General features: G+C 61.4%; 22 protein-coding genes. 17 read left to right on the top strand and 5 right to left on the bottom strand.

Annotated elements, in window-relative coordinates; translation table 11 throughout:
* Positions 1 to 101 precede the first annotated feature (101 nt).
* From DWB85_RS07670 to DWB85_RS07725, 12 genes are all read left to right on the top strand, one after another.
* Complete coding sequence (locus DWB85_RS07670; protein ID WP_117953628.1) at positions 102 to 734, top strand: glycine zipper 2TM domain-containing protein; 633 nt, start codon at positions 102 to 104, stop codon at positions 732 to 734.
* The gene (locus DWB85_RS07675) at positions 712 to 1,017 is read left to right on the top strand and encodes a hypothetical protein (RefSeq protein ID WP_117953629.1); all 306 of its coding nucleotides are present in this window, start codon (positions 712 to 714) and stop codon (positions 1,015 to 1,017) included. The genes DWB85_RS07670 and DWB85_RS07675 overlap by 23 nt, the downstream gene beginning before the upstream one ends.
* Complete coding sequence (locus DWB85_RS07680; protein WP_117953630.1) at positions 1,018 to 1,704, top strand: response regulator transcription factor; 687 nt, start codon at positions 1,018 to 1,020, stop codon at positions 1,702 to 1,704.
* Between the two features lie 13 nt (positions 1,705 to 1,717).
* Positions 1,718 to 3,127 (top strand): ATP-binding protein, encoded by a 1,410-nt coding sequence (locus DWB85_RS07685; RefSeq protein WP_162846051.1) that lies wholly within the window; start codon positions 1,718 to 1,720, stop codon positions 3,125 to 3,127.
* A gap of 121 nt (positions 3,128 to 3,248) precedes the next feature.
* A complete protein-coding gene (locus DWB85_RS07690; RefSeq protein ID WP_133300581.1) occupies positions 3,249 to 4,577 on the top strand; it encodes a hypothetical protein in 1,329 nt (442 codons plus the stop codon).
* Positions 4,578 to 4,592: 15 nt separating this feature from the next.
* A complete protein-coding gene (locus tag DWB85_RS07695; protein WP_117953633.1) occupies positions 4,593 to 5,549 on the top strand; it encodes a lytic transglycosylase domain-containing protein in 957 nt (318 codons plus the stop codon).
* A gap of 13 nt (positions 5,550 to 5,562) precedes the next feature.
* Positions 5,563 to 6,408 (top strand): hypothetical protein, encoded by an 846-nt coding sequence (locus DWB85_RS07700; protein WP_117953634.1) that lies wholly within the window; start codon positions 5,563 to 5,565, stop codon positions 6,406 to 6,408.
* A gap of 25 nt (positions 6,409 to 6,433) precedes the next feature.
* Positions 6,434 to 6,991, top strand: coding sequence for a hypothetical protein (locus DWB85_RS07705; RefSeq protein ID WP_117953635.1), 558 nt, complete (start codon positions 6,434 to 6,436; stop codon positions 6,989 to 6,991).
* Positions 6,988 to 7,626: a hypothetical protein gene (locus DWB85_RS07710; RefSeq protein WP_117953636.1), complete on the top strand. Its 639-nt coding sequence runs from the start codon at positions 6,988 to 6,990 to the stop codon at positions 7,624 to 7,626. Before DWB85_RS07705 ends, DWB85_RS07710 begins: the two co-directional genes overlap by 4 nt.
* Before the next feature lie 12 nt (positions 7,627 to 7,638).
* Positions 7,639 to 8,301, top strand: a complete 663-nt coding sequence (locus DWB85_RS07715) for a hypothetical protein (protein ID WP_117953637.1) — start codon at positions 7,639 to 7,641, stop codon at positions 8,299 to 8,301.
* 71 nt (positions 8,302 to 8,372) lie between these two features.
* Positions 8,373 to 9,239 (top strand): TauD/TfdA dioxygenase family protein, encoded by an 867-nt coding sequence (locus DWB85_RS07720; protein ID WP_117953638.1) that lies wholly within the window; start codon positions 8,373 to 8,375, stop codon positions 9,237 to 9,239.
* A gap of 117 nt (positions 9,240 to 9,356) precedes the next feature.
* Positions 9,357 to 10,859, top strand: coding sequence for an SGNH/GDSL hydrolase family protein (locus DWB85_RS07725; RefSeq protein ID WP_162846052.1), 1,503 nt, complete (start codon positions 9,357 to 9,359; stop codon positions 10,857 to 10,859).
* A gap of 3 nt (positions 10,860 to 10,862) precedes the next feature.
* Here DWB85_RS07725 and DWB85_RS07730 read toward each other — a convergent pair whose 3' ends face one another.
* Entirely contained in the window at positions 10,863 to 12,371 is a 1,509-nt protein-coding gene (locus DWB85_RS07730) for a thioredoxin domain-containing protein (RefSeq protein ID WP_162846053.1), read from the bottom strand.
* A 77-nt stretch (positions 12,372 to 12,448) separates the two neighbouring features.
* Positions 12,449 to 14,152: an alkyl sulfatase dimerization domain-containing protein gene (locus tag DWB85_RS07735; RefSeq protein WP_117953641.1), complete on the bottom strand. Its 1,704-nt coding sequence runs from the start codon at positions 14,150 to 14,152 to the stop codon at positions 12,449 to 12,451.
* Positions 14,153 to 14,374: 222 nt separating this feature from the next.
* Here DWB85_RS07735 and DWB85_RS07740 point away from each other — a divergent pair, with 222 nt between their 5' ends.
* A complete protein-coding gene (locus DWB85_RS07740; protein WP_117953665.1) occupies positions 14,375 to 15,160 on the top strand; it encodes an SDR family oxidoreductase in 786 nt (261 codons plus the stop codon).
* Positions 15,161 to 15,224: 64 nt separating this feature from the next.
* Positions 15,225 to 16,277: a sodium:calcium antiporter gene (locus DWB85_RS07745; RefSeq protein WP_117953642.1), complete on the top strand. Its 1,053-nt coding sequence runs from the start codon at positions 15,225 to 15,227 to the stop codon at positions 16,275 to 16,277.
* 5 nt (positions 16,278 to 16,282) lie between these two features.
* Here the strand turns inward: DWB85_RS07745 and DWB85_RS07750 are convergent, their stop codons facing one another.
* Positions 16,283 to 17,887 (bottom strand): Na/Pi cotransporter family protein, encoded by a 1,605-nt coding sequence (locus tag DWB85_RS07750; protein WP_117953643.1) that lies wholly within the window; start codon positions 17,885 to 17,887, stop codon positions 16,283 to 16,285.
* 172 nt (positions 17,888 to 18,059) lie between these two features.
* Here DWB85_RS07750 and putP point away from each other — a divergent pair, with 172 nt between their 5' ends.
* A complete protein-coding gene (putP, locus tag DWB85_RS07755) occupies positions 18,060 to 19,553 on the top strand; it encodes a sodium/proline symporter PutP (RefSeq protein ID WP_117953644.1) in 1,494 nt (497 codons plus the stop codon).
* 162 nt (positions 19,554 to 19,715) lie between these two features.
* Complete coding sequence (locus tag DWB85_RS07760) at positions 19,716 to 20,741, top strand: AraC family transcriptional regulator (RefSeq protein WP_117953645.1); 1,026 nt, start codon at positions 19,716 to 19,718, stop codon at positions 20,739 to 20,741.
* A 44-nt stretch (positions 20,742 to 20,785) separates the two neighbouring features.
* Here the strand turns inward: DWB85_RS07760 and DWB85_RS07765 are convergent, their stop codons facing one another.
* Positions 20,786 to 21,940, bottom strand: a complete 1,155-nt coding sequence (locus tag DWB85_RS07765; RefSeq protein WP_117953646.1) for a hypothetical protein — start codon at positions 21,938 to 21,940, stop codon at positions 20,786 to 20,788.
* A 194-nt stretch (positions 21,941 to 22,134) separates the two neighbouring features.
* Here DWB85_RS07765 and ilvD point away from each other — a divergent pair, with 194 nt between their 5' ends.
* Positions 22,135 to 23,976: a dihydroxy-acid dehydratase gene (gene ilvD / locus DWB85_RS07770; RefSeq protein ID WP_117953647.1), complete on the top strand. Its 1,842-nt coding sequence runs from the start codon at positions 22,135 to 22,137 to the stop codon at positions 23,974 to 23,976.
* A gap of 205 nt (positions 23,977 to 24,181) precedes the next feature.
* Here the strand turns inward: ilvD and DWB85_RS07775 are convergent, their stop codons facing one another.
* Entirely contained in the window at positions 24,182 to 26,428 is a 2,247-nt protein-coding gene (locus DWB85_RS07775) for a TonB-dependent receptor (RefSeq protein WP_117953648.1), read from the bottom strand.
* Positions 26,429 to 26,565 lie beyond the last annotated feature (137 nt).

Raw genomic sequence — 26,565 nt, forward strand, 5'->3', positions numbered from 1 at the left:
GGGGCGGCCCCGGGCGTGGCAACTTCCCGTCATCAGTTCAGCAAGTATTCAGCCAGCCTGTCCTAAGCTCTCTCCCGACCAGACAACGGGAGGACACGGTCATGACCAGGAACTACATTATTGCTGTCGGCATTGCGCTGCTGCTGCCGGGAATTGCGCAGGCGCACGCGGGTGGTCACCGGGACTACGAGAAACGTATCGAGCAGCACGAGCGCAAGGCGGAAAAACACTATCGCAAAGCCCGCCATCACGCCGCCAGGGCGAGGGCCAAGGCTCGCCAGGCCCGGTGGGAATCTGTCAGGGCGTCACGCTACGGCCAGGTATTGTCGGTACAGCCCCTTTATCAACAGGGCAGGGGACACAGCCATTCATGCCGGCACTGGAACGAGGACTACAACCCTCGCCACGGTGCCTGGGTTCCCACGGTTGTCGGCGGGGTCATCGGCAGCGCTATCGGTTATCACATCGGTGAGGACCATGGTGATCCGGAGGTCGCAACCGTCGCCGGGGGCTTGCTCGGCGCGGCCGCGGGTCACACTCTTGGCCGCCATGCCTATGATGCCAGGCATATTCGGGTCAGTGCTGCCTGCCGGCCGGTGGCGAAGGGGCGGTACCGGGCGCGCCCGCTAGAGTATTTGGTGACCTACCGATACAATGGCCGCATCTATCGTCAGCACATGGATTACGATCCAGGTGAATGGGTAAAACTGAATGTCGGGGCATCTCCAGGGTGAACAGGGCAAGGGCGCCAGCAGGCTGCATGTGGCCGTTCTGGCTGCCGCACTGCTGGCGATTGCGCTGTCTTCCCCTGCCCATGCCCAGGGCAATCAGGCCCAGCGTGCCATTGAACGACTGGAGGGTTGCAGCAAACAGGAACGCCGCCAGGATTGCGTCAAAATCCTGAAAAAGAAGAGCGCCAAAGGGGGGGAACAGCGAATAAAGGCCCAGGTCAGGGGCGAGCGGATTATCTGGTATGAGTTCGACCCTGACTCGGGTAACGTCAGGCGCACCAACTGAATGCGCTTCCTTATTGTTGAAGATCACCTGGGCATGGCCGACCAGCTGGCCGCGGGATTCCAGGAGCGGGGCTACAACACCCGGGTGGTGGACAACGGGGAAGAGGGGCTGTACGAAGCCCGGGAAGTGGATTACACCCTGGCGGTGATCGACCTGGGACTGCCGCGGATGTCGGGCCTGGAACTGATTCGCGCCCTGCGCAAGTCGGGTAACAGTATTCCCATCGTCGTGTTAACCGCCAGGGACGATGTGGAAACCATTGTCCAGGCAATGGAGGCAGGGGCCGACGACTACCTGAAGAAACCGGTTTATTTCGCCGAGTTACTGGCCCACATCGAAGCGGTGCTGCGGCGCGTACTGGTGGACCCGCGGCTGGGGGACCCGGTGCTTGAGTTCGGCCCCCTGAGCCTGGATACCCGCAAGCGGATGGTGTCCCGCGCCGGCGAACGGGTGGAACTGACCCGGGCCGAATACGAGATACTCGAGCACCTGTGGCGTAACGCCGGACGGGTGCAGTCGAAGAAACGTATCGCTGACAGTTACCAGCGGGATACGGACAGCATCCCCAGCGCCAACAGTATCGAGGGCCTGGTCGGGCGTATCAAGCGCAAGATCGACCCGGATGGCACCGCGATGCCGATCGAAACGGTTCGCGGCAGGGGTTACCTGTTCCGCGAAACTCCCTGAGCGCCGCAATCGCATGTCGCGCCGCCTGCGCTCCATTCGCCTGCGCCTGCTGGCAGCCAACCTGCTCATCCTGCCCCTGTTCCTGGGCTTCACTGCCTATGGCCTGGATCGCGCCTTCGGCAACTACCAGCTGGATAAACAGCGGGAAAACATGGCCCTGCAACTGCTGTTACTGGCCAGGGCCGCCGAGTGGAGCGAGGGCGTGTGGCAGACCGAGACGGTCGATGAGCCACGCCTGGCGCTGCCGGATTCAGGTCTCTACGGGTTTATCCTGTCCCGGCAGGGCGCGGTAGCCTGGCAGAGCGAGTCGGTGGCGCTGTCGGGGTGGGACGCCGGCTCGCCAGCTGGCATCGCTTCTGTCGCCGCCGACGCCGGTTTCCTCAGCCTGCCGATTGGCGGCAGCAAGTTCAGCGACTGTTACCGGGGCGAGCCCTACTACTGTTACGCCAGGGTTATTGCCTGGGGCAGCCGGGGTCCGGAAGCCCTGTTCCTGGTGCTGGAAAGCAAGGCCGCAATCATCGCCGCCAGGACCGAGTATCGGCAGTTCCTCGGGCTGTTATCCCTGGGGCTGGGCTTACTGCTGCTGGTGGTGCAACTGGCCGTTGTCCGCTGGGGGCTGTTACCGCTGCGGCAGATCACCCGCGATATCGACAGCCTGAAAACCGGCACCCGGGAGAAGCTGGACAGTGATGTGGCGCAGGAACTGGAACCGCTCACCAGCGGTATCAACGTGTTACTGGAAAGCGAGGAACGCCGGCGCAGGCGGGTACGCAACACGGTGGACCGGCTGACCCACACCCTGAAGACGCCGCTGATGCTGGTTCGCAACAGCAGGGAAGAGGGCCCGGCATATCGAGCCCTGGTGGATGAACAGGTTGACCGCATCCTGGGTATTGTCGAGAGTGAACTGGCCGCGGCCCGCCTCGATGGCCGGGTCCCGGATATTCTCGGTAAGGCAGTGCAACTCAAGCCGGTGATCGAGCGCATTGCCCGCGCCTACCGGAAATTGCCCCGGGTCGGCCGCGAGTCGGAAGGTGAGATCGAACTGGATACCGGGGCTGTCGACAGCGGCATTGAGTTTCCCGGCGAGGGGCGCGATCTGCAGGACCTGTTTGGCAGTATCCTGGAAAACTCGGTGAGGTACTGCCGCCGCCGGGTCGAGGTGGGGGCCGCGCTGGAGTCGGCAGCGGACGGTGACTGGCTGCGGCTGACGGTCGGCGACGATGGTGACGGCATACCCCCGGGCTTTGAAGCCCTTATCCTCGAGCGCGGCGCCCGTGCCGATACCGCGAGCGTGGGGCAGGGCCTGGGCTTGTCGATTGCCCTGGCGATTGTCAGCGCCTATGGCGGCAGCCTGCACACCGGGCGGTCGCCCCTGGGCGGCGCCGAGTTCGTTATTCGATTGCCCGCCTCGCAGCGGTAAACGCAGCCCCCACAAAGCACTGAATTTGCCGCAGCTGTTCAGCAAATATTCAGCCAGGCCGTGAGACGCTACAGCCATCAGGATCAATTGCCCCAGGGGGCATGCAGTCATGCGGATGGCCTTGAGCAGAGACAGACGAATTTTTCCCGCGGTGTTGGTCGCGCTGGCCTGGATGATCATTGCGCCGGGTCAGGCAGCGGCGCGCAGCCCGCTGTCCCAGTGGCTCAGCGACACGGCCCTGGTGGAAATAAAGTCGCTGGCAGCAGGCCATCCGCGGCTTGCCTATCGCTCGCTTCATGTTTCTCCGCGCAGCGGGACAGCCCTGGATGAAGCCATCGCCATCACGGTGCAGAAGTCCCTGGGCAAGGTGGCGCAACTGCAGCTGGTCACTCCGGTAACCGGCAAGCTGCAGCCTGCTGTTCCCGCGGCCAGCGTGGACGAGCTGTTGTGCCAGCACCGGCCCCGTTGGGACAACGAGTTGCAGGTAATCGTGCGCGAACTCGAGCGGGGTCGGGCGGCGGTGGAACTGGAACTGGTAGACATGGCCGAGCCCTCGGTGGCGTTCAGGCGCTGGCGCTGGCAGGGCCGGCTCAGTGCCGCTGAGCGTGACTACCAGGCCATGCCCGCCCGGCTGGTGCGCAACGACGGCAGCCCGGGGGCGCCCTGGACCGAGGCAGAGCTGGAGCAGGCCGCTGCCCAGCTGACCGAGCAACTGGCCTGTAGCCTCAGACCGAACATTATTGACCGCGTCAGCCTGCAGTGGCCGCAACCGCAGACAGTGCCCGCGCCACTGGCACTGGCGGTCAGCGAGACCCGCCGCCGACTCGATTATTACCGTGAGATCAACCAGGTGCGGCAGGGGGCGGATTACCGGGTGCAGGTGGACTGGCACCCGGTCGGCGAGGATATCTGGCAGCTGTCGCTCGCTGGAACACCGCAGTCGGCTCAGCTCGCCCGGGTCCAGGTGGCGACCTATATCGCCGTTCAATTGCCCGTCGCCAGTGCGGGCAAGCGGCCCCGGCTACCAGTGCCTGCGGTGGCATTGCTTGAGCCCCGATCAGGCCAGCCTGCAAGCAGCTACCTGCAGGTGGAGATGCTCGATGTCAGCCACAGCGATCGTGGGCTGGCCAGCGCTGAACTGCGGGTGCGCCTGCGCCTGGTCAACCGGGCCAGCCGGCCTCTGGAATACGGCCTCAGCCTGTCCGGCGGCCACTACCTGCACTGCATCCCCGAGCCTCAGTACTACCGGCATCAACGCTATGGTTACGCCGAGGGCAGGCTTGGCCCGGGGGAGAGCAGTGTCCGGGATATCACCGTAGCAGGTGCCCGACACAAGCCCCATCCCCTGTTCGGTACGCCCCGCTGTGCCGGGTTCCAGGGGCTGGAGGGTCTGGAAGATTTTGCCAGTGAGGGCCACAAGGTGACCCAGTTTATTCGCTGGAGTCTGTAGGGAGGATAAGGCGTGATGTCGACCCTGTCAGGAATATTACTGGGCATTGCCGCTGCCGCGGCGGTCACGGTGTTCTACGCCGATACCCTGAACCAGAAACTGGATCTGTGGCGCCAGCCCGCGCGGCAGCTGGTCAGCACAGCCGCTTCGATCATCGAACCTGCCGTGGAAAAGCTGACACAGACAGTCGAGCCGGCCGCCCCCGCCGCGGCCAGCGCCGGGCCCGCCGTGCGGTCAGACAAGCCAGCAAAAGCGCACGCCGACCCGTTGCTGGCCGAAAAGTGGCGTGACTTTGCCGCCCGGGCCCACACCCTGCAAGCAGTCGGTGAATACCAGTGGCGCGACTGCTTTCAGCGCGCCGCGGCGACTTACGGTGTGGCCGAGCCGCTGCTGCTGGCGGTGGCCAGCGGCGAGAGTGGTTTCGATGCGGCGGCACGCTCGGACAAGGACGCCATCGGCCTTATGCAGATACGCTGGCCGGATACCAGCAAACACCTGGGCGTTTATCGCCAGGCCGACCTTTACGATCCCTGTACCAACGTGTCGGCAGGGGCGAAATACCTGGCAGAACTGTCCGCGCGTTACCAGAACGACCTGCATCGTACCGTCGCTGCCTATAACTACGGTCCCGGACGGGTTGACCTCGGGCCCTTACCTGCCGGCGCGCAGTGGTACAGCCAGTACATATACCAGCATCTGCAGGGCGTGCTCGGCCGGCCTCATGTGCCCGGGAGCAAGCTGCTGCCGGCCCCCGGGTCCAGTGCCGGCTACGAAGTGCTGGTGAGCTTTAGCCAGGCCTACAGGGCCCGTGACTTCATCGGCTTCCTGCAGTCACAGCAGCCGGCGCTCAACCTGGCCCAGCGCAGCGGAAACCTGGGCCGCCATGAAGTCGTCCTGCTGTACGAGGACCCAGTGGATCGCCAGCGCGGGCTGGAGGCCATCGCACGCAGCGGCCTGGTGCCGCGTAACTGACAGGAGAACCATGATGAGCAACAACAAGCGATCGCTGAATAAACGAATGCTGGCCCTGACCTGCGGCTGGACGCTGGCCCTGGGCCAGGGCTGGGCCTTCGCGGTCACCCGGGACGGTGACGAGGCCCGACCAAAAATAAACCTGTTTCCGACCTCGGTGGTGGAAAGTCTCAGCCAGACCTCGCGCACCGCGCGGGACATGGAAAGCGACATGTATGACGTGGTCGCCCGGCTGGAGAAGCAGAAGCAGGCCTATGAGAGTACCGGTTGTGACAACAGTGACGACCAGGGCTGTGTGCAATTGCGCAAGGCCATCCGCGGCAGCTACAAGGATATGCTGGAGGTAATGCAGGACAGCATTCCCGATATGCGCAGCAGTCTCGACGCGACCGTGGACTCAATGGGCAGCAGCCTGCGCGGTGAACTGGGCCGCAAGATGACGCCGGCCGATGTGCAGCGCATCCTCGGCGGGCGCACGGGCAGTGTCAGCGGTATGAACGCGGCCGCCAGTACAGTGTCCCGCCAGGGCAAACTCAGCAGGATGTTTTCGCGCTACTACGAACTGGTCAGGCGCGGTGGCAAGCAGGCAGATGCGCTGCCGGTACTGGCCTCGCAGATCTACCTGGATTCGATGCAATCGCTGTACTACCTGGACCTGATAGAAGCAGAAATCGGCTCCCAGAGCACGGAACTGGTGCTGGAACTGGAGTGGGGTGAGCTGACCGACCAGATCACCGCCACCGTCACCGACGTCAAGGTCTTGCTGTGGGGCGAGGAGGACCAGAGCCAGGAAATACTGGAGGTGGGCCTTGGTGAGGCATCACCGGAAGACGAGTACCAGGATTTGCTGGTCAGGTAATTGCTGCAACAGGGAGAGAAGAACCATGAAACTGAACATTTATCACCCCCGCACCGGACTTGCCCTCGTCCTGCTGGCAGCGTTGTCCGCCTGCAGCCAGGCGCCGGCGAAAGTTGCCGCCGACTGCAGTCTCAGTAACAGCAACAACGTCGACAGACTGTTCAGTGAAGCTGCGTCCAGGTTGCAGGACAGAGCCTGTCACTACAGCTATCCACAATACCTTGAGCAGTTGCTGGCGGCGGCAAAAGGGGCACCGGGAGCCGAGAATGAGGCGCGCTTTGCGCAGCTGCTGCGGCAGAGTATCGAGGCCGGCATCATCTCGAAGAAGCAGGGCCAGGCGACCTTCAGCCGCTATTTTGATCCGGAGTTTTACGTGGTCAAATCCGAGGCCAGAAGCAGTTGCTCCTCATTGCGCGGCAAGCAGCAGCTGTATGCGGATATGCGTACCGAGCTGGCCTACAAGCGGGAAGGCATGCTGGAAATTCTCGATGACGAAACACGCTTTCGCCAGGCGCAGAATTACTATCAGGATCTCTATCTCGTCTTCGAGGCCGTGGATGCCGCCTGCACCCGGGAGATATGAGCGTGGGCAAGGGTAGCCTGCATTTCGTGCTGGCGAGCCTGCTCGCCTTCGGGCTGACGTTGGCCTGCCTGCTGGCGCTGGCCAGGCTGGAGCCCGGATTGCTGGCGGTGTTTGATGCCCACCGGCAGGCACTGGCTGGGCTGTGGCAGTTCGCGGCGCGCAACCTGCAGGGTTCGATTCCGCTATTTGTGCTGGTATTGCTGGCCTATGTCTGGCAGATGGTCGGGCTGGGCCAACTGTTTCAGCGGCGGCGTCCGCCGGTGGACCAGGTGATGCGCAAGGAACAGCTGCTGGATCTTTGCGCCAGCCTGTTTTTCGGTATCGGCGTGATCTGGACGGCGATAGGGATGCGCGGCGCGCTGTTGTTTGCACTGGGCGACACTGCCCAGGTCGCGCCGGACAGCGGGTCGGCGGTACTGCAGCGCCTGGTGGAAGGGGGGATACTGCTGGCACTGAGCACCACCATTGTTGGCGGCGTCGGCGGCTACCTGATGCGCGCCGGCAAGCAACTGGTGTATGGGCGGGAGCTGGCGCTGTTATATCTCGATACCTCAATGGGGGGCAGTGCTGGGCCGCAAACAACACCCTCGGCAAGGGGGCAGGCCGAGCCTGCTGTCGAGCAGACCGGACCCTGAGACGGAGCTGTGGTGAGAAGCCCCTGGGAGCTGGTCAGCCGTGGCCAGGACGACATGGAAGCGCTGCAGACCGACGTGATGCGCTTCATGGCCATCCTCGGGCTGTGTCTGGCGGCTATTTTTTCCCTGGTGAAAAGCCCTGACTTTCATGCCCCGGCGCAGGCGCCGCCAGCTGCCGCGCCATCACCCGCAGAGCCAGCGTCGGCAGTGCCACCCGAGGAGCCCCGGTCGCCGCCGGATCCAGCGCCGGCGCCAGCGCGGGCGGAAGCTGCAGCCGACCCGCGGCCAGTACCGCCGGAACCGCTGGCGCCGGCCACAGCGGCGGATGCCGGTTTCGGCCTCGAGTTCGAGTCAGCCCGGGCACTGGCCGCGCTGGTAGCTGCTGGCAGCGTAACGCTGGTGGTGACAGACGGGGAGTCATTCTGGCGTTGGTCCGGTGATGCCGGGCTAACAGAGACCAGGGGCTTATCCGCCTACTTCGCCATGGAGGAGCGGACGGTGCCGGCCCGGTTTCGCCTTGCGGCGGACCGGCAGCTGGGCGCGGGCAGCAAGGCCTGGGGCGTGGTACTCCCGGTCGCCATCAGGGCGCAGATCGATGCCCAGGTGGCGCGCGACAGGGGTGGCTTGTTGACGATTTCCGCCGACGGCACGGTCAGCCGGCAAACGATGCCCTGAATACTGGCCACTGTTACCCTTACCGGCGCAGTGGTAATGTAGCAGCCGGTTGAGCTTCCTGGAAGAGAATAATGACACTGACAGTCACCCCGACAGATGCATCCTGCGGCGCAGTAGTCAGCGGCGTGGACATTACCCGGCCCCTGTCTGCTGATCTTGCGGCAGAGTTGCGGGCACACTGGCTGGAACACAAGGTACTGGTGTTCCCGCAACAGAGAATGAGCAACACTGACCTGGAGCGCTTCTCCCTCGCTTTCGGCGAACCGGGGGAAGACCCGTTTTTCGGTCACATCGACGGGCATGAACACATCTGCGCCATCCAGCGGCTCGCCGACGAGAAGGCGCCGGTGTTCGCCGAGATTTTTCACTCCGACTGGAGTTTTATGGACATTCCCCCCGCCGGCACGGTGTTATTCGGCATTAACATTCCCCCGGTGGGCGGCGACACCCTGTTTGCTGACCAGGTTGCAGCCTATGAAAATTTGCCCGATTCGCTGCGCGAGAGGGTAGAGGGTCTCACTGCCATTCATTCGGCAGAACTGGGCTACGCACCCGATGGCGTCTATGGTTTCAGTGAAGAGAACAAAACCCGCAGCATGAAGATACTGCCCAGCGAGAAAGCCCGCGAGAAGCGTGAGCACCCGCTGGTAACCACCCACCGGGAAACGGGAAAGAAAGCCCTGTTTTCCTCTCTCGCTTACATCCAGGGCTTTGTCGGTATGGAGCAGGAGGAAGCCGCGTCGCTGCTGGTTGAGCTGTATGCGCACCAGACCCGGGACGAATTCGTCTACCGCCACCCGTGGCAAAAAGACATGCTCGTGATGTGGGATAACCGCTCGCTGCTGCATTCCGCCACCGGGGGCTACGACGGTTACGACCGGCTTCTGCACCGCACGACTATCGCCGATACGGGGGGACACCAGTACCAGAGCGCTTGATGCGGTGAACTGTGCAGAGCTTGCCGGATCCCGGATGCCAGCTACACTGGATGAGGGACTGTGCCTCTGCCGTGCAGCGCCCGGGAGCGCCAACCCAGCATAATGGAGAATAGAGCCATGGCCAGAGCTACCTTCATCACCAGAACGGGTCCCGGATTCATGCAAATTCTGTTAATGCTGCTGGCAGTGGCGCTCGCCCCACCTGGATTCGCCGCCAAAGGCGGCAATGGCGGTGGCGGCAATGGCGGCGGCGATAGCTACACCGTTGGCGGTAGCGTCAGCGGCCTGCAATCCGCAGATGTAGTAACACTGCAGATGGAAAGTGGGTCCAGCAGTGAAGCCATTACCACGGGCAACGGCCCTTTCACTTTCGCCAACAGCCTACCTCGCAGAAGCAGCTATAGCGTCACGGTGTCGGCGCAACCAGAGGCCGCGACTTGTGTGGTGGAAAATGGCAGTGGCACCATCAACAAGCGCGACATCAGCAACGTAAACGTCCTCTGTAGCTATGAACCGGTGGCTACCACCTACAGTATTGGCGGCACCCTGTCTGGCCTGGCGGAGGGGAGCAGTGTTACCCTCAGTAACCTGGGTGAAGAGCTTGTGCTGGCTGCCAACGGCGATTTCACGTTTCCCTCAGCCCTTGCCGACGGTACCGGCTATAATGTGACGGTTGCTGCCCAGCCCGCCGGGCAGAGCTGTGCGGTGGCTAATGCTGCCGGCACCGTGTCCGGGGCGGACGTTGCCGATGTGACCGTTAGCTGTGAAACCACTGCCGTTACCCTCACCCGACTGGAGGGCGCAGGCGACAGCATCATGCGCGGTTACAACGCGTCCTGCACCGGCAACACCGGTTTCCTTGACCTGTTCTGCTATTCCGGTGGTGACCAGAACCAGAACTCCTTCCTCGATGGCTCCAGCTCCAACGTGGTCAGCCTGCTGGATCGTTACCTCGCCCAGCAGGCTAATTTTAGCGGCAGCAAGGCCGCGTCGGTTTCAGGCGCGGAGATGACGGCTGCGGACAAGAATAACTTTGCCAGCCAGGCAAGCGCTATTGTTGCTGCCACCAGCCAGCCGACCGTGGTCGTGGTGGAACTGGGTGGCAACGACCTCTGCAACCGGTCATCGGATGCAGACCTCTACAGCGATGCGGTGTGGCAGGGCGCGGTACAGGCCGGCCTCGATGTGCTGGTGAACCATCTACCGGATGGCTCTACTGTCTACCTCTCCAGCGTGCCCCGGGTACAGGACCTCAGGGCTGTGGGACTGGCAAAGCAGGCGGCTGAAAGTGGCGTGGATTGCGCCTCGTTCTGGAGCAGCTTTGATGTATGCAGGATTGCCACGGCGAGTGACACCTACTTTGACGCCCTGCAGGAGCGCCAGCGGCGTTACAACGAAATACTGGCTGAACAGGCCGCGGCTTATAACGCCGATGCGCTCACAACCGGGGTAGAGGTGGTCGCCGAGTATCAGGCGGTGATTGCCGACAGCACGGTTTCAGCGGTGGGTAATTTCGCCTTTACGCCCAGCCAGATAAACGGGGGAGATTGCTTCCATCCCAGTATCTCCGGGCAGAATAAAGTAGCGGAGATCCTCTGGAACAATAATCCGTTCAGGTAGGCATCAGTCCCTGAAACGGTAGGTGTAGTGATGTGCCAGGCCGCCCTGGCGGACCACGCGCAGGCGCACCTCATCCTCCGTCTGCAGCGCGTGCCACAGTGGTTTATCGCCCTCGTGCATGGGCTGCTCGTTGACCATCGCAATCACGTCACCCGGCTGCAGGCCGAGCAGTTCATAGAGGCCGCCGGGTTCCACCGTAGCGACCTTCAGCAGCTGAAAACCTCCTGCCTTCAGGGGCACTGTTTCAAGCGAGGCCTCCAGCGCGGCAACGTCCGACATGAGCACCAGCACATCGGTGCGATCGAGAGTCAGCGGCACTGCCCGGTGGGGGTACTGCAGAGACGCCGGCATTTCCGCATCGACGTCCGTCTCGTCGCTAGCGGGTGGTTCCCTCCTGGCCGGGGCTTGCGGCCCATTGAAACCAATCCACTCGGGAACCCCCCGGTTCAGTATTTCGACACGGTCGGCCAGCACCCGGCGTATTGTCAACTGGCTACCCAGGAGTTCACCTTCCCGGTAGAAGCCGGGCGTCTGGGCCTGCGCGACAGGGGCGAGCGCCGCCAGCCCCAGACCGGGGCCGGTGGCCGCTACCACTGCGTCAAGCTTTAGCGCTTCAAGGGATTGTTGCCTGGCCGCGATCATGCGCGGTGAGTCGATGCCCAGTCGCCTGAGCTCGCTATCGATTAACCACAGTAAGTGCCCCGGTTCCGCATTAGCCCCGGCATAGAGACCGTTGACAAATACGGCGGGAACAGCGTCCACGCCCAGGTCGCTGGCCAGCTCAGCGTCGGCCTGCAATCGTTTTGCGGCCTGTTCATTAGCCATGCAGGCCGCGAATTTATCCATCGACAGCCCGGCTGCGCGCCCGCCACTCAATATGCGCTGGCGGTCGGGCGGGCCGGAGCCGGCCACCATGAAGTCGCGGTATTGCCAATAGGCCTCCTGCGCCACGGCGCAGTAACCGGCCAACGCAGCCAGCCTGCCGTGTCGATGAAAAGGCATTACCAGGTTGCGTTCGGCGTGCTGGATGACACCCGGGTACAGTGGTAGCAGGTGGCTCAGCTGCTGCTGCCAGCGGCCGCAATGGGGGGACTCCAGGTTACAGAACACGACGATTTCAATGGGGTAATCGCCCTCGGGCCGCGTACGGCCAGGTGCCCCCCGGACTGGCAGTCGCGGCGCTTGCGGCGGTTGCAGTTTAATGTGTGCGACTTTGTCCTTTGCGGTGCCCGTGTCCAGTTCGGCCAGCAGGCTGGCTTCGAGCACGCTGCGCAGCAGCCGGTAGCGTTGCATGTCGATGTCATGGAGCGCGAGCGAGGCGGCGCGTTCGGTTTCCGCCAGGGTAAAACGGCTGCCCGCGGCAGTGCCGACTACCGGCGAATCCTGCCTGGTCGATTCCGGGGGGGAAGCGGCCCGGCGGGCCTGCTGGGGTTCACAGGCCGTGGCGGACAGGCACAGCAGAAGCAGCGCCAGTAGACGGGCGATGGGGAGTGGCAGCAGTGCAACTGGCATCATGGCCCCATTATTAACGACTGGAAGGCTTGAGGGAATAACGATGGTGAACGGCTGGATTGGCCACGGTGCGCCTATCAGTCAATCGACTCGAAGTAGCCCAGTATGCGCAGGGCGGTGAGCTTGCTGCCCGCAATGTCCATGCTGTCACCGGCCAGCGCGGCCGCCGGATTCTGCAGTCCGGCGGCGATGGCCTTCCAGCTTGCCTCAGTGGTGTCGATAGTGGCGTCCACGTTCGCGTCGATACCGGAAACTACCCTGGCCACGCCACGGCGGATGCGCAGGGTGAACTGTTTGCCACTGTCGCGAAAGTTGAACCCGAGAGCCACCTCCTGGTCCAGTGTTGCTTCCGCTTTCAGCAGGGGCGGCATGGCGTGGAGAAAATTCTCGATCGGCAGGGTGGCGAGAAAGCCCTCGCTGATGCGTGGCCGGAAGGCCGGGTTCAGTCCGTCGGCCACCTCCCGGGCCACGGTAAAGTAGTAGTTGCGCGCGTTGGGATTGGCCTCAAGCTCGCCCAGCTGGCGCAGGGCGCTGGCGCGCAGGTCAAGCGACGCCCTGTCGCCGGGTGCCAGCACCAGCAGGTGATCGCTCAGTTCCAGTGCCCACTGTGCGTCGCCAGAGGCAAGCGCCTCCTGCGCCCTGGCCAGCAGATTGCGGTCGTCGCCCGCCAGTGCCGCCATGCGCTGCGCCTGCTGGCGTTCAGTCATCGGCTGCAGCTCGCTGGGGTTGCCGCTGAACCAGCCCAGGTAACCACTGAAGATCGAACGCACTGACCAGCTGACCTTGCCGTAAAATTCCTGCAGCCAGGGATTGCTGGCCAGGTGAGCCGGCAGCTGCACCTCTGCGACGATCTGGTCCGGGGTGAGCCCCCGGTTCATGTGCCGCAGGGTCTGGTCGTGAACGAAGTTGATGGCATCGCTGTAGTCGCCCAGCAGCGCCCTGATGGTGTCCCGGCCCGCGACGGGTCGGCCGTGACTCGGCACCAGGTACTCGGCGTCAAGCTCGCGAATGCGATCCAGCGAGTGAGCCCACTGTTTGACATCACGGTAGGCGGTGCCGCGGATCGTGTAGAGGTTGGGGAAGGCCTGGTAGATATTGTCGCCCGACAGCACTACCCGTTTGTCGGGTAGCCAGACAAACAGCTGGTCCGGGGTCTCGCCGGGCGCGTGTACCAGCTCGAGGCGCAGTCCGGCAACGTCGACCGACAGCCGATCTGTGAAAGTGCGGGTCGGTGTCAGGGCGAACAGCTCACTGTCCGGGGTGATGCCGAGCGCCGGGCCAATGCCGTCATTAATGAGTTCCCCCGGCGGCAGGTGGTTACCGAACATGCGCATGGAACGCAGGGAAATGATCGGCCGGATCTGGTTGATGACGCGATTGATATGCTCGCTGGTGGTCTCATGGGCGTACACCGGGATATCGGCGCGGGCGGCAAAGACACTGGCGCCGAACACGTGGTCGGTGTGGTTGTGGGTGTAGATAATGGCCCGCACCGGTTTGTCGGTAATTTCCCGGAACGCCGCCAGCACCGCGCGCGCCTCTGCGATGGTTTCCATGGTGTCGACAATGACAATGCCGTCCTTACCTTCCAGCATGATGGCGTTGGCCAGCCCGAAGCCGATGGCAACGTACACACCGTCCGTCACCTTTTCCACGCCCTGGCGGAACAGCTTGCTGTGTTCCGTCAGTGCCTGCGGGGCCAGCCGGGTCGCCGGTTGACCAGCCTGGTCTGCGCCACAGGCAGCCAACAGGGTCAGGAGCAGAATTTGCAGATAACGCATGTTTTATCCTTGTAAGTCGAAGTGGTCGGCAGGGCTGCCCCGCATTGAGCCATATCCAGCCGGAATTTTCATGACTTGCACTGGTAAACGCCAGCCGCTTGGTCTGCGCCCGGGGCAAAGCATGTTGGCTTGTTATACACTAGCGCCTGCAATCATTCGCCGGCGCAGGCTTTGCTGCAAGACCCGGTAAAGTTAATTGATAAAGCGATCGAGGAGAAAGCCATGTCGGATTACCTGGATTCCCTGTTCAGCCTGGCCGGAAAAACAGCCCTGGTTACCGGTGGCGCCAAGGGTATCGGGCGGATGATATCGGAGGGCCTGCTGCAGGCCGGGGCGCGGGTATATATTTCCTCGCGCTCCGCTGAGGACTGTACCGCAGCGGCTGAAGACATGTCTGCCCTGGGGGAGTGCCGGGCGTTTCCCCACGACCTGTCAGGGCTGGATGGTATCCAGGCGCTGGTGGCGGAGGTGCAACAGGCCGGCCACGGCCTGGACATACTGGTCAACAATTCGGGGGCGACCTGGGGGGCGCCGCTGGACGAGTTTCCCGAGTCGGGTTGGGACAAGGTCATGGACCTGAATGTAAAGAGCCCGTTTTTCCTGCTGCAAAAGCTGCTGCCGCTGCTGAAAGCCGCCGCCAGCAGTGAAGACCCTGCCCGGGTGGTCAATATCAGCTCCGTCGCCAGCATGATGACCCAAACCCAGGGTGCCTATTCCTATATGGCCAGCAAGGCCGCTATTTCACATCTGAACAAGGGCCTGGCGCGTGACCTGGCGAAGGACAACATCACCGTTAATGCGATTGCTCCCGGATTCTTTCCCAGCAAAATGACCCGGCATATGAGCACTGACGAAGGCATGAAGATGCTGTGCTCGCTCACGCCCCTGGGCCGCATTGGCAAACCCACCGATATCAGCGGCATGGTGATTTACCTGTGTAGCCAGGCGGGTACCTTCGTTACCGGGAGTGTGCTCCCCCTCAGCGGTGGCCTGGAACTCGTGGGCTGACCCGGGTGCCGGCAAGTTGCCGCCGCCTGCAGGCTGTATAGCGCCAACTGGAGCATAGACATCGATGACGGAGCTACTGTCCCAGGCCCACATTGGCATCACCATTGCGCTATTCCTGCTGGCGGGTGCCACGATTGCTGTTTTTGGTATCCGCATGACCTATCTGGCCCGGGACCTGGCGGTAGCGACGGGGCTGGGCGAAGCGTTTATGGGTGCCGTTTTTATCGGCGCTACCACGTCGCTGTCGGGGATCATCGCCTCGGCCACAGCGGCCTGGGAGGGTCAGGCCGGCCTGGCGGTCAGCAATTCCCTCGGTGGCATCGCCGCCCAGACCCTGTTCCTGGTGCTCGCCGACCTGTTGTACCGCAAGGCAAATCTCGAGTTCGCCGCCGCCTCGGTGGAAAACATGATGATGTCGGTACAGCTGATGCTGCTGCTCTGTATTTTGCTGGTGGCCTTCAATCTGCCCGATGCCAGTTTGCTGGCGGTGCACCCGGCATCGGTGGTCCTGGTAGCCGCCTACCTGTTTACCCTGAAGTTGCTGGTGGACACCCACGAGAAACCGATGTGGATGCCGCGCATGAGTCCCGGGACAGTCAGCGAGTCCCGCAAACACGGCAAGCGCCACTCGCGCCGGCAGCGTTCGCCGCTGGTGCTGCATTTCGCGCTGTGTGCCACCGCCGTGGGACTCGCCGGCTGGGTTATCGCCAATTGCGGCATTGTGATCGTTGAGCAAACCGGGCTGTCCGCCGGCATTACCGGGGGTATATTCATCGCGGTGAGCACCTCGCTGCCAGAACTGGTCGTCGCGGTAACCGCTATCCGCATGGGCGCGCTGACGCTCGCGGTGGGGGATATCGTCGGCGGCAACGCCTTCGATACCCTGTTCGTGGCGGTGTCTGATTTCTTCTATCGCGAAGGTCCCATTTTCAGCGCTATCGATAACACCGAGCGGGTCTGGCTGGGTAGTGCGATGCTGATGAACACCATATTACTGATGGGGCTTATGTACCGGGAACGCCGGGGCATCGCCAATATCGGCATGGAGAGCGCGCTGATCCTGCTTGTCTATGTCGGTACCGTGCTTTTGTTGGGTGCCCAGGCACTGTCCGGCTGAACAGATCAGGGTGACGGCTCCCTGGACTCCCGGGCCTCTGGCGCGCTGAGTCCGGCCAGGGTGAGTAATTTGTCCTTCAGCCGCAGGGAGTAGGTAACGAAATTTGATAACGCACCAGCATCGCGGCGGTCCGGGTCGGCAAGCAGGGGCAGCAGGTTCCGGTTGACCTCGTTCAGCAAGGCCTGCAGTCGCCGCGCATCGGCGCGGACGTCCGGTGTATTGCCCTCTGCCAGCGCGTGACCGATGCCGTCGAACAGGGACAGGGTCTGGCTGGAGATTTCGCGCACCATCAGCATGACATCGCTTTTCAGCTCGATGTAGTTGCGACTCATGGTCTGCCGGGTAGTGAACAGGTCGTCGATAGAGTCGTGAATCTGGAACAGGTAGTCATAGCGGGTCACCAGCGCCAGTAACTCGCCTGAATCGGATTCGTCCTTGACGTTGGCCACCACCCTGGAGAAGTAGTTGACGTATTCCTTTTCAATAAAATTGACGTAGTCGATGCGCTTGCCCGCGGCTTCCCTGACGCTGTGGTAATTGGATTCGATGCTGAGCGTGACCAGGTTATAGTTTTCCTGCAGGAAGGCCAGTAGTCCGGCCAGGTTGCGCTGCAGGTCGCCCCTGACGCTGTCGAATTCGGCTTCCGGGTTGAAGGTGGGTATCGGCAGGCGCTCAAAATCCATTTTGCCCTCGCCGATGAGGCGCTCCACCAGGCGGGTAAACGGATGGAGAAACACCAGGAACAGCAGGCTGGTGCCAAGATTGAATACCAGGTGGATATTGGCCAGCGCGACCGCGGGACTGGTCTCGATATCGGCGAGCCTGTCGCCGAATAGCAGCAGCACCGGAAGAAAAATCAGTACCCCGCCGGTATTGAACAGGAAGTGACTGAGGGCGGTCTTTTTCGCTGCCAGGTCCATGTTGAACATGGCGATCAGCGCCGTTGCCGTGGTGCCGATATTGGCGCCCATAATCAGGGGCACCGCGTTTTCCAGACCCAGCAGCCCCTGCTGGGTGAAAATGATGGCCAGCCCGGTGGTGACCGAACTCGATTGCACCATGGCGGTAAACAGGCAGCCGATGAGAATAGCGAGCAGCGGATTTTGCGGTTGGGTCAGGTACTCGACCAGGACTGGCTCATTCTGCAGAGGCTGCAGGGAACTGGATATCAGGTTCAGGCTGAAAAAGACGAAGCCGAAATAAAAAATGGATTTGCCAAAAATCGAGATCCGCGTTCTCAGCAGGGAAAGCGCAAAGCCGGCAATAATCAGCAGTGGAGCGAAAGCGGTCAGTTTGAAGGCAACCAGTTGGGCGGTTACCGTGGTGCCCACGTTGGACCCGAAAATAATGCCGACACTGTTTTTGAATGACAGTACGCCCGCGTTGACCAGACCGATAGTGATGACCGAGGTGGCGGAACTTGACTGGATTACCGCGGTTACGACGGCGCCTATCAGCACGCCAATGACAGGGAAACGGGTGACCCGGGCGAGCGAGCGCCGAAAGCGGTCACCGGAAATCTGCTGAATCTCGGTGGAGAAATTTTCCAGGCCGAAAATGAAGAGAATGATAGCGGTGACGCCAGCCACCAGAACGTGTAACGTTTCCATCTAGGACAGGCCTGCTGTTATTGCCAATGTTCTGCTGCTATTGGTTGACTCGTCGAAAAACATCATTCGCCAGGCCTCGGGGATTTTTCACATAGTAAAATGAGTCAGGTTGTGGCGCCAGTCTGCGGCAGGCGTCCAGACCGGAACAGACAACAAACAGGTGAGTCCACCCATGGAAATCGGAACCCTTATATCCCTGGCCGCGTACTTTTTGCTGATGCTCGCCATCGGCCTGTTCACCTTCAGGGCCGCGTCGGTGAATACCTCCGGGTATTTACTGGGCGGGCGGCAACTGGGTCCGGCGGTTACCGCGCTCTCTGCCGGCGCCTCGGACATGAGTGGCTGGATGGTGATGGGCCTGCCCGGTGCCCTGTACCTGACCGGCCTGTCGAATGTCTGGATTGCGGTTGGCCTGGTTATTGGCGCCTACTGCAATTACCTTGTGGTCGCCCCTCGACTGCGCGTCTACACGGAACTGGCCGGGGACTCCATTACCCTGCCGGAGTTTTTCGAAAACCGCTTCGAGGATAGAACGAGATTACTCAGGGTCGTCAGTTCGCTGGTGATTATCGTCTTCTTTACGGTATACACCTCCTCCGGTGCCGTCGCTGGCGGCAAGCTGTTTGAGTCGTCCTTTGGGCTCAGCTATGAGTTGGGCCTGTATGTAACCATTGGCGTAGTGGTGCTGTACACCCTGTTTGGGGGCTTCCTCGCGGTGAGCCTGACCGACTTTGTCCAGGGCTGCATCATGTTTACCGCCCTGGTGCTGGTGCCCGCTGTTATCATCTTCGAGTTCGGTGGCTATCAGAACCTGGTAGCGAGTATCGATCAGCTCAGTCCCTCGCACCTGGACTTGTTTGCGGGTACCACGGTCTTGGGTATCGTCTCCTCGCTGGCCTGGGGTTTGGGCTACTTCGGCCAGCCGCACATTATCGTTCGCTTCATGGCCATTCGGTCGATCGGGGATATCAGGCTCGCCCGTCGAATCGGCATGAGCTGGATGATTGTCGCCCTGGCGGGCGCAATGGCAACCGGCTTGTTCGGCTATGCCTATGTTGCCAGAGCAGGTATCGATATGAATGACCCGGAGACCGTTTTTATCGTGCTCTCCCAGGTACTGTTTCATCCGCTGATCGGCGGTTTCATGCTGGCGGCTATTCTGGCGGCGATCATGAGCACCGTGTCCTCGCAGTTGCTGGTTACCTCGAGTTCCCTGACCGAGGATGTATACAGGATTTTTGTCGATGGCGACGCCGACCAGAAGCTGATGGTGCTGGTGAGCCGTGTCTGTGTTCTGGTGGTGGCGCTTATCGCCATCGCCCTGGCCAGTAACACCGACAGCTCAATCCTGAATATTGTTGCCAACGCCTGGGCCGGATTTGGCGCGGCCTTCGGCCCGCTGATCGTGCTGGCACTTCACTGGCGACGAATGACGTTCGCCGGGGCGCTTACCGGTATTGTGGTGGGCGCTGGCACGGTTCTGATCTGGGTCTATTCGCCCCTGACTATCGGTGGTGAGCCCCTTTCCAGTGTGGTCTATGAAATTGTCCCGGGTGTGTTATTGAGCACCCTCGCGATCATTGTCGTGAGCCTGGCGGGAAAAGCGCCCTCGCAATCCGTGCTGGCCACCTTTGACAAGCTGCCTGGCGCCTGTAGACGATCGTGACTGGCGTCAGCCGCACTGGCTTAGCCGACCCCAATGCTTGCCGCGGGTGGTCCCGCGATGCCTGGACTCGCGCAGTATGCCGGCTTGTTGTGAGTGGACAGCGCTGGGCCCTGACAGTACTATCCGCCCCTATCTGCCGGCTTACGGGCGAATAATAAGACTATGAGCAGTGAAGTTCATCTGGTGCGCAGCGAGGTCCTGGCGGGCTTTGACGCGCTTGTGCGGGAACTGGGTGCTGCCCCGGAGCCCTTTTATCGACGGGTGGGCCTGAGCTCAAAGCTGCTGGCCAATCCGGATCACCTGGTACCCTGCGAAAGCGCCTGCGAACTGCTGGATATCGCCGCCAGGCAGCTTCGCCGCCCGGACTTCGGGCTGATGATGGGCGAAAAAAGAAAACTTTATCAAATCGGCGTGCTGTGGCCCCTGGTGGCCCATTCCCCTGACGTGGGAGAGGGGGTAAAGGCGGCGGTAAAACACTTGCACCTGCACAATCGCGGCATGTCCTGGCAGCTGGACGTGGAGGGCGATCGAGCCTGGCTCACCCGCACTGACAGGGTTGCTACTGAAGTGCCCACCTTCCAGTGGGGGGTGTACAGTACCTGCTCCGTGGTCGGTATTTTGAAAGCGCTCTGTGGCAAGCACTGGCGGCCGTCGTCCGTGGGGTTTATCCATCCGACGCCGGAGGGTCAGCACCTCTACAACCGGTTCTTTGGGGTTGAAGTGGCCTTCAATCGGGAATTCAACTCCATCGTATTTCCCGCGTCTGACCTGTCGGGGAAGATATCGGATCACAACAGTAGCCTGTACGAACAGATAAGCAGGCAAGTGCAGGCACTGGAGGACGAGTACGAGCGCCAGGAAGATATCTGTTCGCGCATGAAAGTGCTGATCGAGCAGCGCATGCACACCCCGGCCTGTACCCAAAGCGCAATAGCCGAGGTGTTGTCCATGCACCCGAAGGCTCTGCAACGGGCGCTGAACGCCCACGGCGCTACCTTTCGCGAGTTAAAGGCGGAAGTGCGACTGGATATGGCCGAGCGCTATCTGAAGGATTCTGAAATCCCGCTGACGACGATTGCCGATATCCTGGGATTCAGTGAATTGAGCAGCTTTTCCCATGCCTTCAAGACCCGTCACAAGATGTCGCCGGCCGTGTGGCGGGAGACGGTGAAACCCGGAAGCGCGTAAGAGCAGTCTCTCCGCGTCCCGGGTTGCCGGGTAAGCTGCTGCACTTAGCTGGCGAGCCCGCCCTTTTCCAGGCAGTACAGGGCTTCCATCAGGTAGAAGTCGCCCCAGATCAGCTCGTTTCTGTGCGCTACCTGCTTTCTGCCGTTCATGCAGCCGTCCAGGAGCATGCCCACCGGGCGCTCATCCTGGTCGTCCACGGGGGTCAGGCGCTTGCACAGGCTGTCCAGCATGGGCTCGAGGCGCTCGGTAAAGGGCTTGGCTTCCTCGGGTAAGGGATCCAGTACCGCAAGGCGGGCCAGGGCCGAACAGACGATGGCTGAAGACGATGAATCCAGCGGCGCATCCGGGTCCGGGTCATTGAAATCCCAGGGCGGAATGTCGGCGCCGACCCGGTCCCACCAGTAATCAAACAGCTTGCCTGCCACTTCCAGGTAGTGGGTGTTGCGGGTGTGCTCGTAGCCCCACAGGTTGCCGGCGATGGCCCAGGCCTGACCGCGGGTCCAGCAGGAGTCGTCCGCATAACCGAGCAGGGTGGGAATCTCGGCAATAAGTTCACCGGTTTCCCAGTTGAACATGATGTTCTCGATGGTGGAGCCGTCCTCGCGAATAAAGTGCTCTTCCTGCACCTTGAGCATGCGCTCGGCTCCAATCCGGAAGGTGTCGTCACCGGTTTGCTTCCAGGCCCACCAGTCCAGGATCAGGGGAGGGTGCACGTTATCCACACAAATTGTGTTGCGTGACAGGGCGCCCTTGGCCACTTCATCGGAAAACTCGACGGCTCCCAGTACCTGGCACTGGGTGCCTACCGGCATGGCGCCATTGCCCTTGTTGGCGCTGGAGCGCAGGGCCCAGGCCGCTGCCAGTGCCAGGGTGCGCATGTGCTCGTCGCCGGTTGCCGCGTGCAGTCGCGCGGCGGAATAGGCGAAGCGGTGGCCCCGGAACATGTCATCCAGTTCCAGTTTGTAGCGAATGCTTTCGGTGCGGCTGAAGGCCTCGTCGATCAACTCGGGGCGGTCCAGCAACTCACCGGTCATACGCAGCATGTCAACCCAGTGACCGTCGACCCAGTCACCGGTTTCTACCGTATTCCACTTGCCCGTTTCAGGGTCGGCGTTGTGTGCCCAGGCGTCGCCTATCTGTTCGCGGGTGCTAAGAACGCGCTGGCACAGCAGTTCCAGTGCTTTTTCTCGATTGGCCATAATGCTTCTCCGTTATTAAACTGTCAGGGCATAATCTTACGCCTCTGTGCCGGTTCCGCTTGTTTTGACAGGACAGGAGGATAAAAAGCATCGACCATCGGCAGGGCCACTGATATCAAGCGACGGCCTCGCCATTGGCTGATTATAGGCGGTCAACGATGGTAGCCTTTGCCTAACCCGGGGAGGGTCTGAAAATGCCAGCATTACGTTCTTCAAAAGTTACCCAGGGCAAGTCGGCGGCAGCAGCCAGGTCGTTGTGGCAGGCCGCCGGCGTCAAGCCGACGGATTTCGGCAAACCGGTGATCGCGGTGGCCAACTCGTTCACCGAATTCGTGCCGGGGCATGTCCACCTGCAGGAGGTGGGACGCCTGGTTTGCGAGGCGATCTGGGAAGCCGGTGGCATCCCGCGCGAGTTCAACACCATCGCCGTGGATGACGGCATCGCCATGGGCCACGATGGCATGTTATACAGCCTGCCCAGCCGCGAGATCATTGCCGACAGCATCGAATACATGAGCAACGCCCACTGCGTCGATGCCCTGATCTGTATTTCCAACTGCGACAAGATTACCCCCGGCATGCTGATGGCCGGCCTGCGCCTGAATATTCCGGTGGTGTATGTGTCCGGCGGACCGATGGAAGCGGGGCGGCTGGACAAGCCTGAAGGCACCCGTCGGGTGGACCCCATCGAGACCTATGTCTCGGCATTTGATCCCAACGTGATCGGAACCGACATGGAAGAACTGGAATCCAGCGCCTGCCCAACCTGTGGTTCCTGCTCTGGCATGTTTACCGCCAACTCCATGAACTGCCTGGCGGAAGCGCTCGGCCTTGCCCTGCCGGGCAACGGGTCGCTGCTTGCCACCCACGCAGATCGCCGGGAACTGTTTGTCCGCGCCGCGCGCCAGGTGGTGGAAAATACCCGGCGCTATTACCAAAAGGATGACGCCAGTGTGCTGCCGCGCAACATCGCCACGCGGGAGTCCTTTGTCAATGCGATGAAGGTGGATATCGCCATGGGCGGGTCCACCAATACGATTCTTCACCTGCTGGCCATGGCCCAGGAAGCGGAGGTCGATTTCACCATGGCGGATATCGATGCCCTGTCGCGGCAGATACCGCACCTGTGCAAGGTCTCCCCCGCGACCCAGAACTATTACATGGAGGACGTTCACCGCGCCGGCGGCATCATGGCAATCCTCGGTGAACTGGAGCGCGCGGGGCATATCGACACCCGAGTCGGCTCGGTGACCGGGATGCCGCTGGCGCAGGTGCTGGCAAAATGGGATTACCTGCGCAGCCGCGATCCCGAGGTCCATCATTTTTACTGTGCCGCACCCGGCGGGAAACGGACCGTGCGAGCCTACAGCCAGGATGCGCGCTGGGAGGAGATGGACCTGGACCGGGAGCACGGGTGCATCCGCGATATCGATCACCCCTATAGTGCAGAGGGCGGCCTGGCGGTGCTGTTCGGTAACATCGCAGTAAACGGCTGCATTGTCAAAACCGGTGCGGTCCGGGAAGACATGTATCGCTGGCGCGGCACGGCCCGGGTTTTCGATCAGCAGGAGACTGCCCTGAACGCCATTGATAACGGCGAAATAGCGCCGGGTACGGCGGTAATCATTCGCTACGAGGGTCCTAGGGGCGGGCCCGGCATGCAGGAAATGCTCAAGCCCACCATGAGCCTCAAGGCCCAGGGTGTCGACGACAGCTGCGCCCTGATTACTGACGGGCGCTATTCGGGTGCCACGGCGGGTCTGTCCATCGGCCATGTGTCACCGGAAGCGGCCAATGGCGGTGCGCTCGCGCTGGTGCACGATGGTGACACCATTGAGATCGATATCCCCGGACGTAGCATCAATCTTGCCGTTGACGAGGGGGAACTGGCGGCGAGGCGGGCGGCGATGGAAGCCCTGCCAGCCGCTGAGGCATGGCAGCCCCAGGGTGAGCGCACCCGGGTTGTCACCCGGGCGCTGAAGGCCTACGCCGCATTCGCCGCCAGCGCAGACCGCGGTGGTTTTCGCGACCTGTGAGTCTTGTGGTTAGCTTTCGCACTGTGCTTTCCGGCGCATAGACTGCCTGTACATCGCACGATGCAGTAGTTATCGGGCCAGTTGGGCCGGCGGCAGAATCGCCATAACCGAAAAAGCCTGGCACACCGGAGGTGCGCCAGGCTTCCCGAATCCCGCCTGGGCCCGACACATTAGGGTCGGACCCGTCCGGCGAGCAGAGGTCCTGTCAGAACTTGTACTTCGCTTCGATACCGTAAGTTCTGGGCATGGCATAGCCAGCCAGAATGGTGCCGAAAAAGTCGCGGAAGCTGTAGTCCTGGTAATCGTTGTCAGTCAGGTTACGGCCCCAGACGGAGACTTCCCAGGTTTCAGCATCACTGACCAGGCCGATGCGTGCGCTGACGGTGCCATAGCTGTCGACTTTACCAAAGGCAACCTCGGATCCATCGACAAGCGTGTGCCCGTCGTCGTTGCTTGCGGTGATGTAGTAGCCGTCGGTATAGGCGTAGTCCGCACGTAACAGCAGGCTCGACGCAATCGACGGCAGCGGGTAATAGTACTGTGCTCCCAGGGAAGCGGTCAGTTCCGGCGCGTAGGGCAATTTGTTACCGGAGGCGTCACCACCCTCGGCGCCGCCACCCGGGAAGCTGTCGAACTCGGCGTCCAGCAATCCCAGGGCCGCGGTCAGCTGCAGGTTCACCGTGGGCTGGTAAGTCAGGTCAACTTCTACGCCCTGGGTAATGACCTCGGCCGCGTTGGTGATAGACAGGGCCGTACGGCCGCCGCCCAGATCGACATACTGGTTAACCTGGTAGTCCTCGAACTCGGAGTAGAACAGCGCTACACCCACACGCAGGCTCTGCTCCGGGAACTCGCCCTTGTATCCTACTTCGTAGCTGGTCACGGTCTCTTCGTCAAACTCAATGCCGGCTTCAATCTGGTCGACATTAATGAAGTCCAGGTTATAGCCACCGCTCTTGGAACCGGTGGAAACCCGGGCGTAGATGTAACTGTCCTCGAACACGGCGTAATTGATGCTGGCCGTGGGGTCAAAGCTGGTATCGGAACGGCTGTCCTTAACGCGGGTGGTCGCAATTCTGAAGGCGCCGGAGTTTGAGCCATCAATGCTCCAGTCCACATCCTTGGTTTCTTCGCCGTAGCGGAAGCCGAGTCCGATGGTGATGCGATCGGTCAGGTCGTAAGTACCGTTGGCAAAGACTGCGTAGCTCTCGGTATCGACTGCGCCGTCAATATCTACCACTTTCATGGTCGGGTCTATACCAAAGGCCGCGATGGGAACTTCGATACCCAGCGGAGGATAGAGAATCGTGCCCAGGCCGGCAATGGCATCTCGGTCCGTGGTGCTGTCCTGGGTGTAATAGTAAAGCCCCGCCACATATTTGAAGCTCGAGCCGTCGGGCGAGATTATCTGGAATTCCTGGGTGGTCTGCTCATAGGCGTCGGTGTAGATCACGCCCAGAAACTCTGCACTGTCGTAATCAGGGTCCGCATCGTAGGTAATCTCGCTATCACGGCGCGCGGTGATGGACTTCAACAGGTAACCACTGTCCAGTTCATAGTCGAAAGTCAGCGAGGCACCTTTGAGTTCCTTGTCCTCGAGCAGTGTCTGCTGGGAAATTTCGTACTTGTCCGCGCCCTCTGCCGGTCTGTAGGCGCCGAACGTATCGGTCAGGGGCTCGCCGTTAAAGCCCATTCGATCCTGCTCCAGGTAATCGGCGCTGATATTCATTTCCAGCCCGGAGTCAAAGTCGGTGCGCAGGTGCACCCGGCCAGAGACCACGTCTCTTTCATTAACTTTGTCGCCATTGAATACGTTTTTAATGTAACCATCGCGGGTGGTTTTGTTGCCATAGACCTTTACGGCAGTAGAGTCAGTCAAGGGAATGTTGGCCGAGCCTTTCAGCTCAAGATTGTTGTAGTTGCCGACATTGACGCCTACCGATCCCTCAAATTCATCGCCGGGCTTGACGGATGTCAGGTTGATGGCGCCGGCCACTGTATTTTTCCCGAACAGGGTGCCCTGGGGGCCACGCAGTACTTCTACCTGGGCCAGGTCCACCAGGCCCTGGTTGGCCGCCGGTGATTGTCCCAGGTAAACGCCGTCGAGGTAGACCCCCACACGGCTGTCAAAGCCAATATTACGGCTGTTGGCGCCGACACCACGAATCACGATGTTGGTGCTAAAGTCGGAACTCTGGCTGATCATGAGGTTGGGTGTCAGGTCTCCCAGTTCTTTCAACTCTTTCACGCCGCTCTGTTCAAGCGTCTCGGAACTCAGCGTGGTGATAGAGATGGGGACTTCGATCAGTCGCTCAGAGCGCTTTTGCGCTGTCACCACAACCTCTTCGAGCATTCCCTGCGCAGACGCGGTGGCCGCAGTGCTGAACAAGGCACCGCTGATAGCCGCGCGCAACAGGAAGTTAGTCGTACTACTGCACTTTATTGATTTCATCAGGATTATTTCTCTAGTGTCATTGTCTACTAGCGCCTTGCGGCACAACTATTATGTTTACCTTGATGGGTCAGGCGGCCGGAGCCGATCAGGCCATCAGGTGTTTTCACCCGGTGGAAGTATCGGGAGTAACGGCA

The organism is Seongchinamella sediminis (assembly GCF_003457605.1).
Classification (GTDB): Bacteria; Pseudomonadota; Gammaproteobacteria; order Pseudomonadales; family Halieaceae; genus Halioglobus; species Halioglobus sediminis.

Coding starts and splice junctions, on each gene's coding strand:
- DWB85_RS07670 (WP_117953628.1), top strand. CDS start 102: ATGACCAGGAACTACATTATTGCTGTCGGCATTGCGCTGCTGCTGCCG.
- DWB85_RS07675 (WP_117953629.1), top strand. CDS start 712: ATGTCGGGGCATCTCCAGGGTGAACAGGGCAAGGGCGCCAGCAGGCTG.
- DWB85_RS07680 (WP_117953630.1), top strand. CDS start 1,018: ATGCGCTTCCTTATTGTTGAAGATCACCTGGGCATGGCCGACCAGCTG.
- DWB85_RS07685 (WP_162846051.1), top strand. CDS start 1,718: ATGTCGCGCCGCCTGCGCTCCATTCGCCTGCGCCTGCTGGCAGCCAAC.
- DWB85_RS07695 (WP_117953633.1), top strand. CDS start 4,593: ATGTCGACCCTGTCAGGAATATTACTGGGCATTGCCGCTGCCGCGGCG.
- DWB85_RS07700 (WP_117953634.1), top strand. CDS start 5,563: ATGAGCAACAACAAGCGATCGCTGAATAAACGAATGCTGGCCCTGACC.
- DWB85_RS07705 (WP_117953635.1), top strand. CDS start 6,434: ATGAAACTGAACATTTATCACCCCCGCACCGGACTTGCCCTCGTCCTG.
- DWB85_RS07710 (WP_117953636.1), top strand. CDS start 6,988: ATGAGCGTGGGCAAGGGTAGCCTGCATTTCGTGCTGGCGAGCCTGCTC.
- DWB85_RS07720 (WP_117953638.1), top strand. CDS start 8,373: ATGACACTGACAGTCACCCCGACAGATGCATCCTGCGGCGCAGTAGTC.
- DWB85_RS07725 (WP_162846052.1), top strand. CDS start 9,357: ATGGCCAGAGCTACCTTCATCACCAGAACGGGTCCCGGATTCATGCAA.
- DWB85_RS07730 (WP_162846053.1), bottom strand. CDS start 12,371: ATGCCAGTTGCACTGCTGCCACTCCCCATCGCCCGTCTACTGGCGCTG.
- DWB85_RS07735 (WP_117953641.1), bottom strand. CDS start 14,152: ATGCGTTATCTGCAAATTCTGCTCCTGACCCTGTTGGCTGCCTGTGGC.
- DWB85_RS07740 (WP_117953665.1), top strand. CDS start 14,375: ATGTCGGATTACCTGGATTCCCTGTTCAGCCTGGCCGGAAAAACAGCC.
- DWB85_RS07745 (WP_117953642.1), top strand. CDS start 15,225: ATGACGGAGCTACTGTCCCAGGCCCACATTGGCATCACCATTGCGCTA.
- DWB85_RS07750 (WP_117953643.1), bottom strand. CDS start 17,887: ATGGAAACGTTACACGTTCTGGTGGCTGGCGTCACCGCTATCATTCTC.
- putP (WP_117953644.1), top strand. CDS start 18,060: ATGGAAATCGGAACCCTTATATCCCTGGCCGCGTACTTTTTGCTGATG.
- DWB85_RS07760 (WP_117953645.1), top strand. CDS start 19,716: ATGAGCAGTGAAGTTCATCTGGTGCGCAGCGAGGTCCTGGCGGGCTTT.
- DWB85_RS07765 (WP_117953646.1), bottom strand. CDS start 21,940: ATGGCCAATCGAGAAAAAGCACTGGAACTGCTGTGCCAGCGCGTTCTT.
- ilvD (WP_117953647.1), top strand. CDS start 22,135: ATGCCAGCATTACGTTCTTCAAAAGTTACCCAGGGCAAGTCGGCGGCA.
- DWB85_RS07775 (WP_117953648.1), bottom strand. CDS start 26,428: ATGAAATCAATAAAGTGCAGTAGTACGACTAACTTCCTGTTGCGCGCG.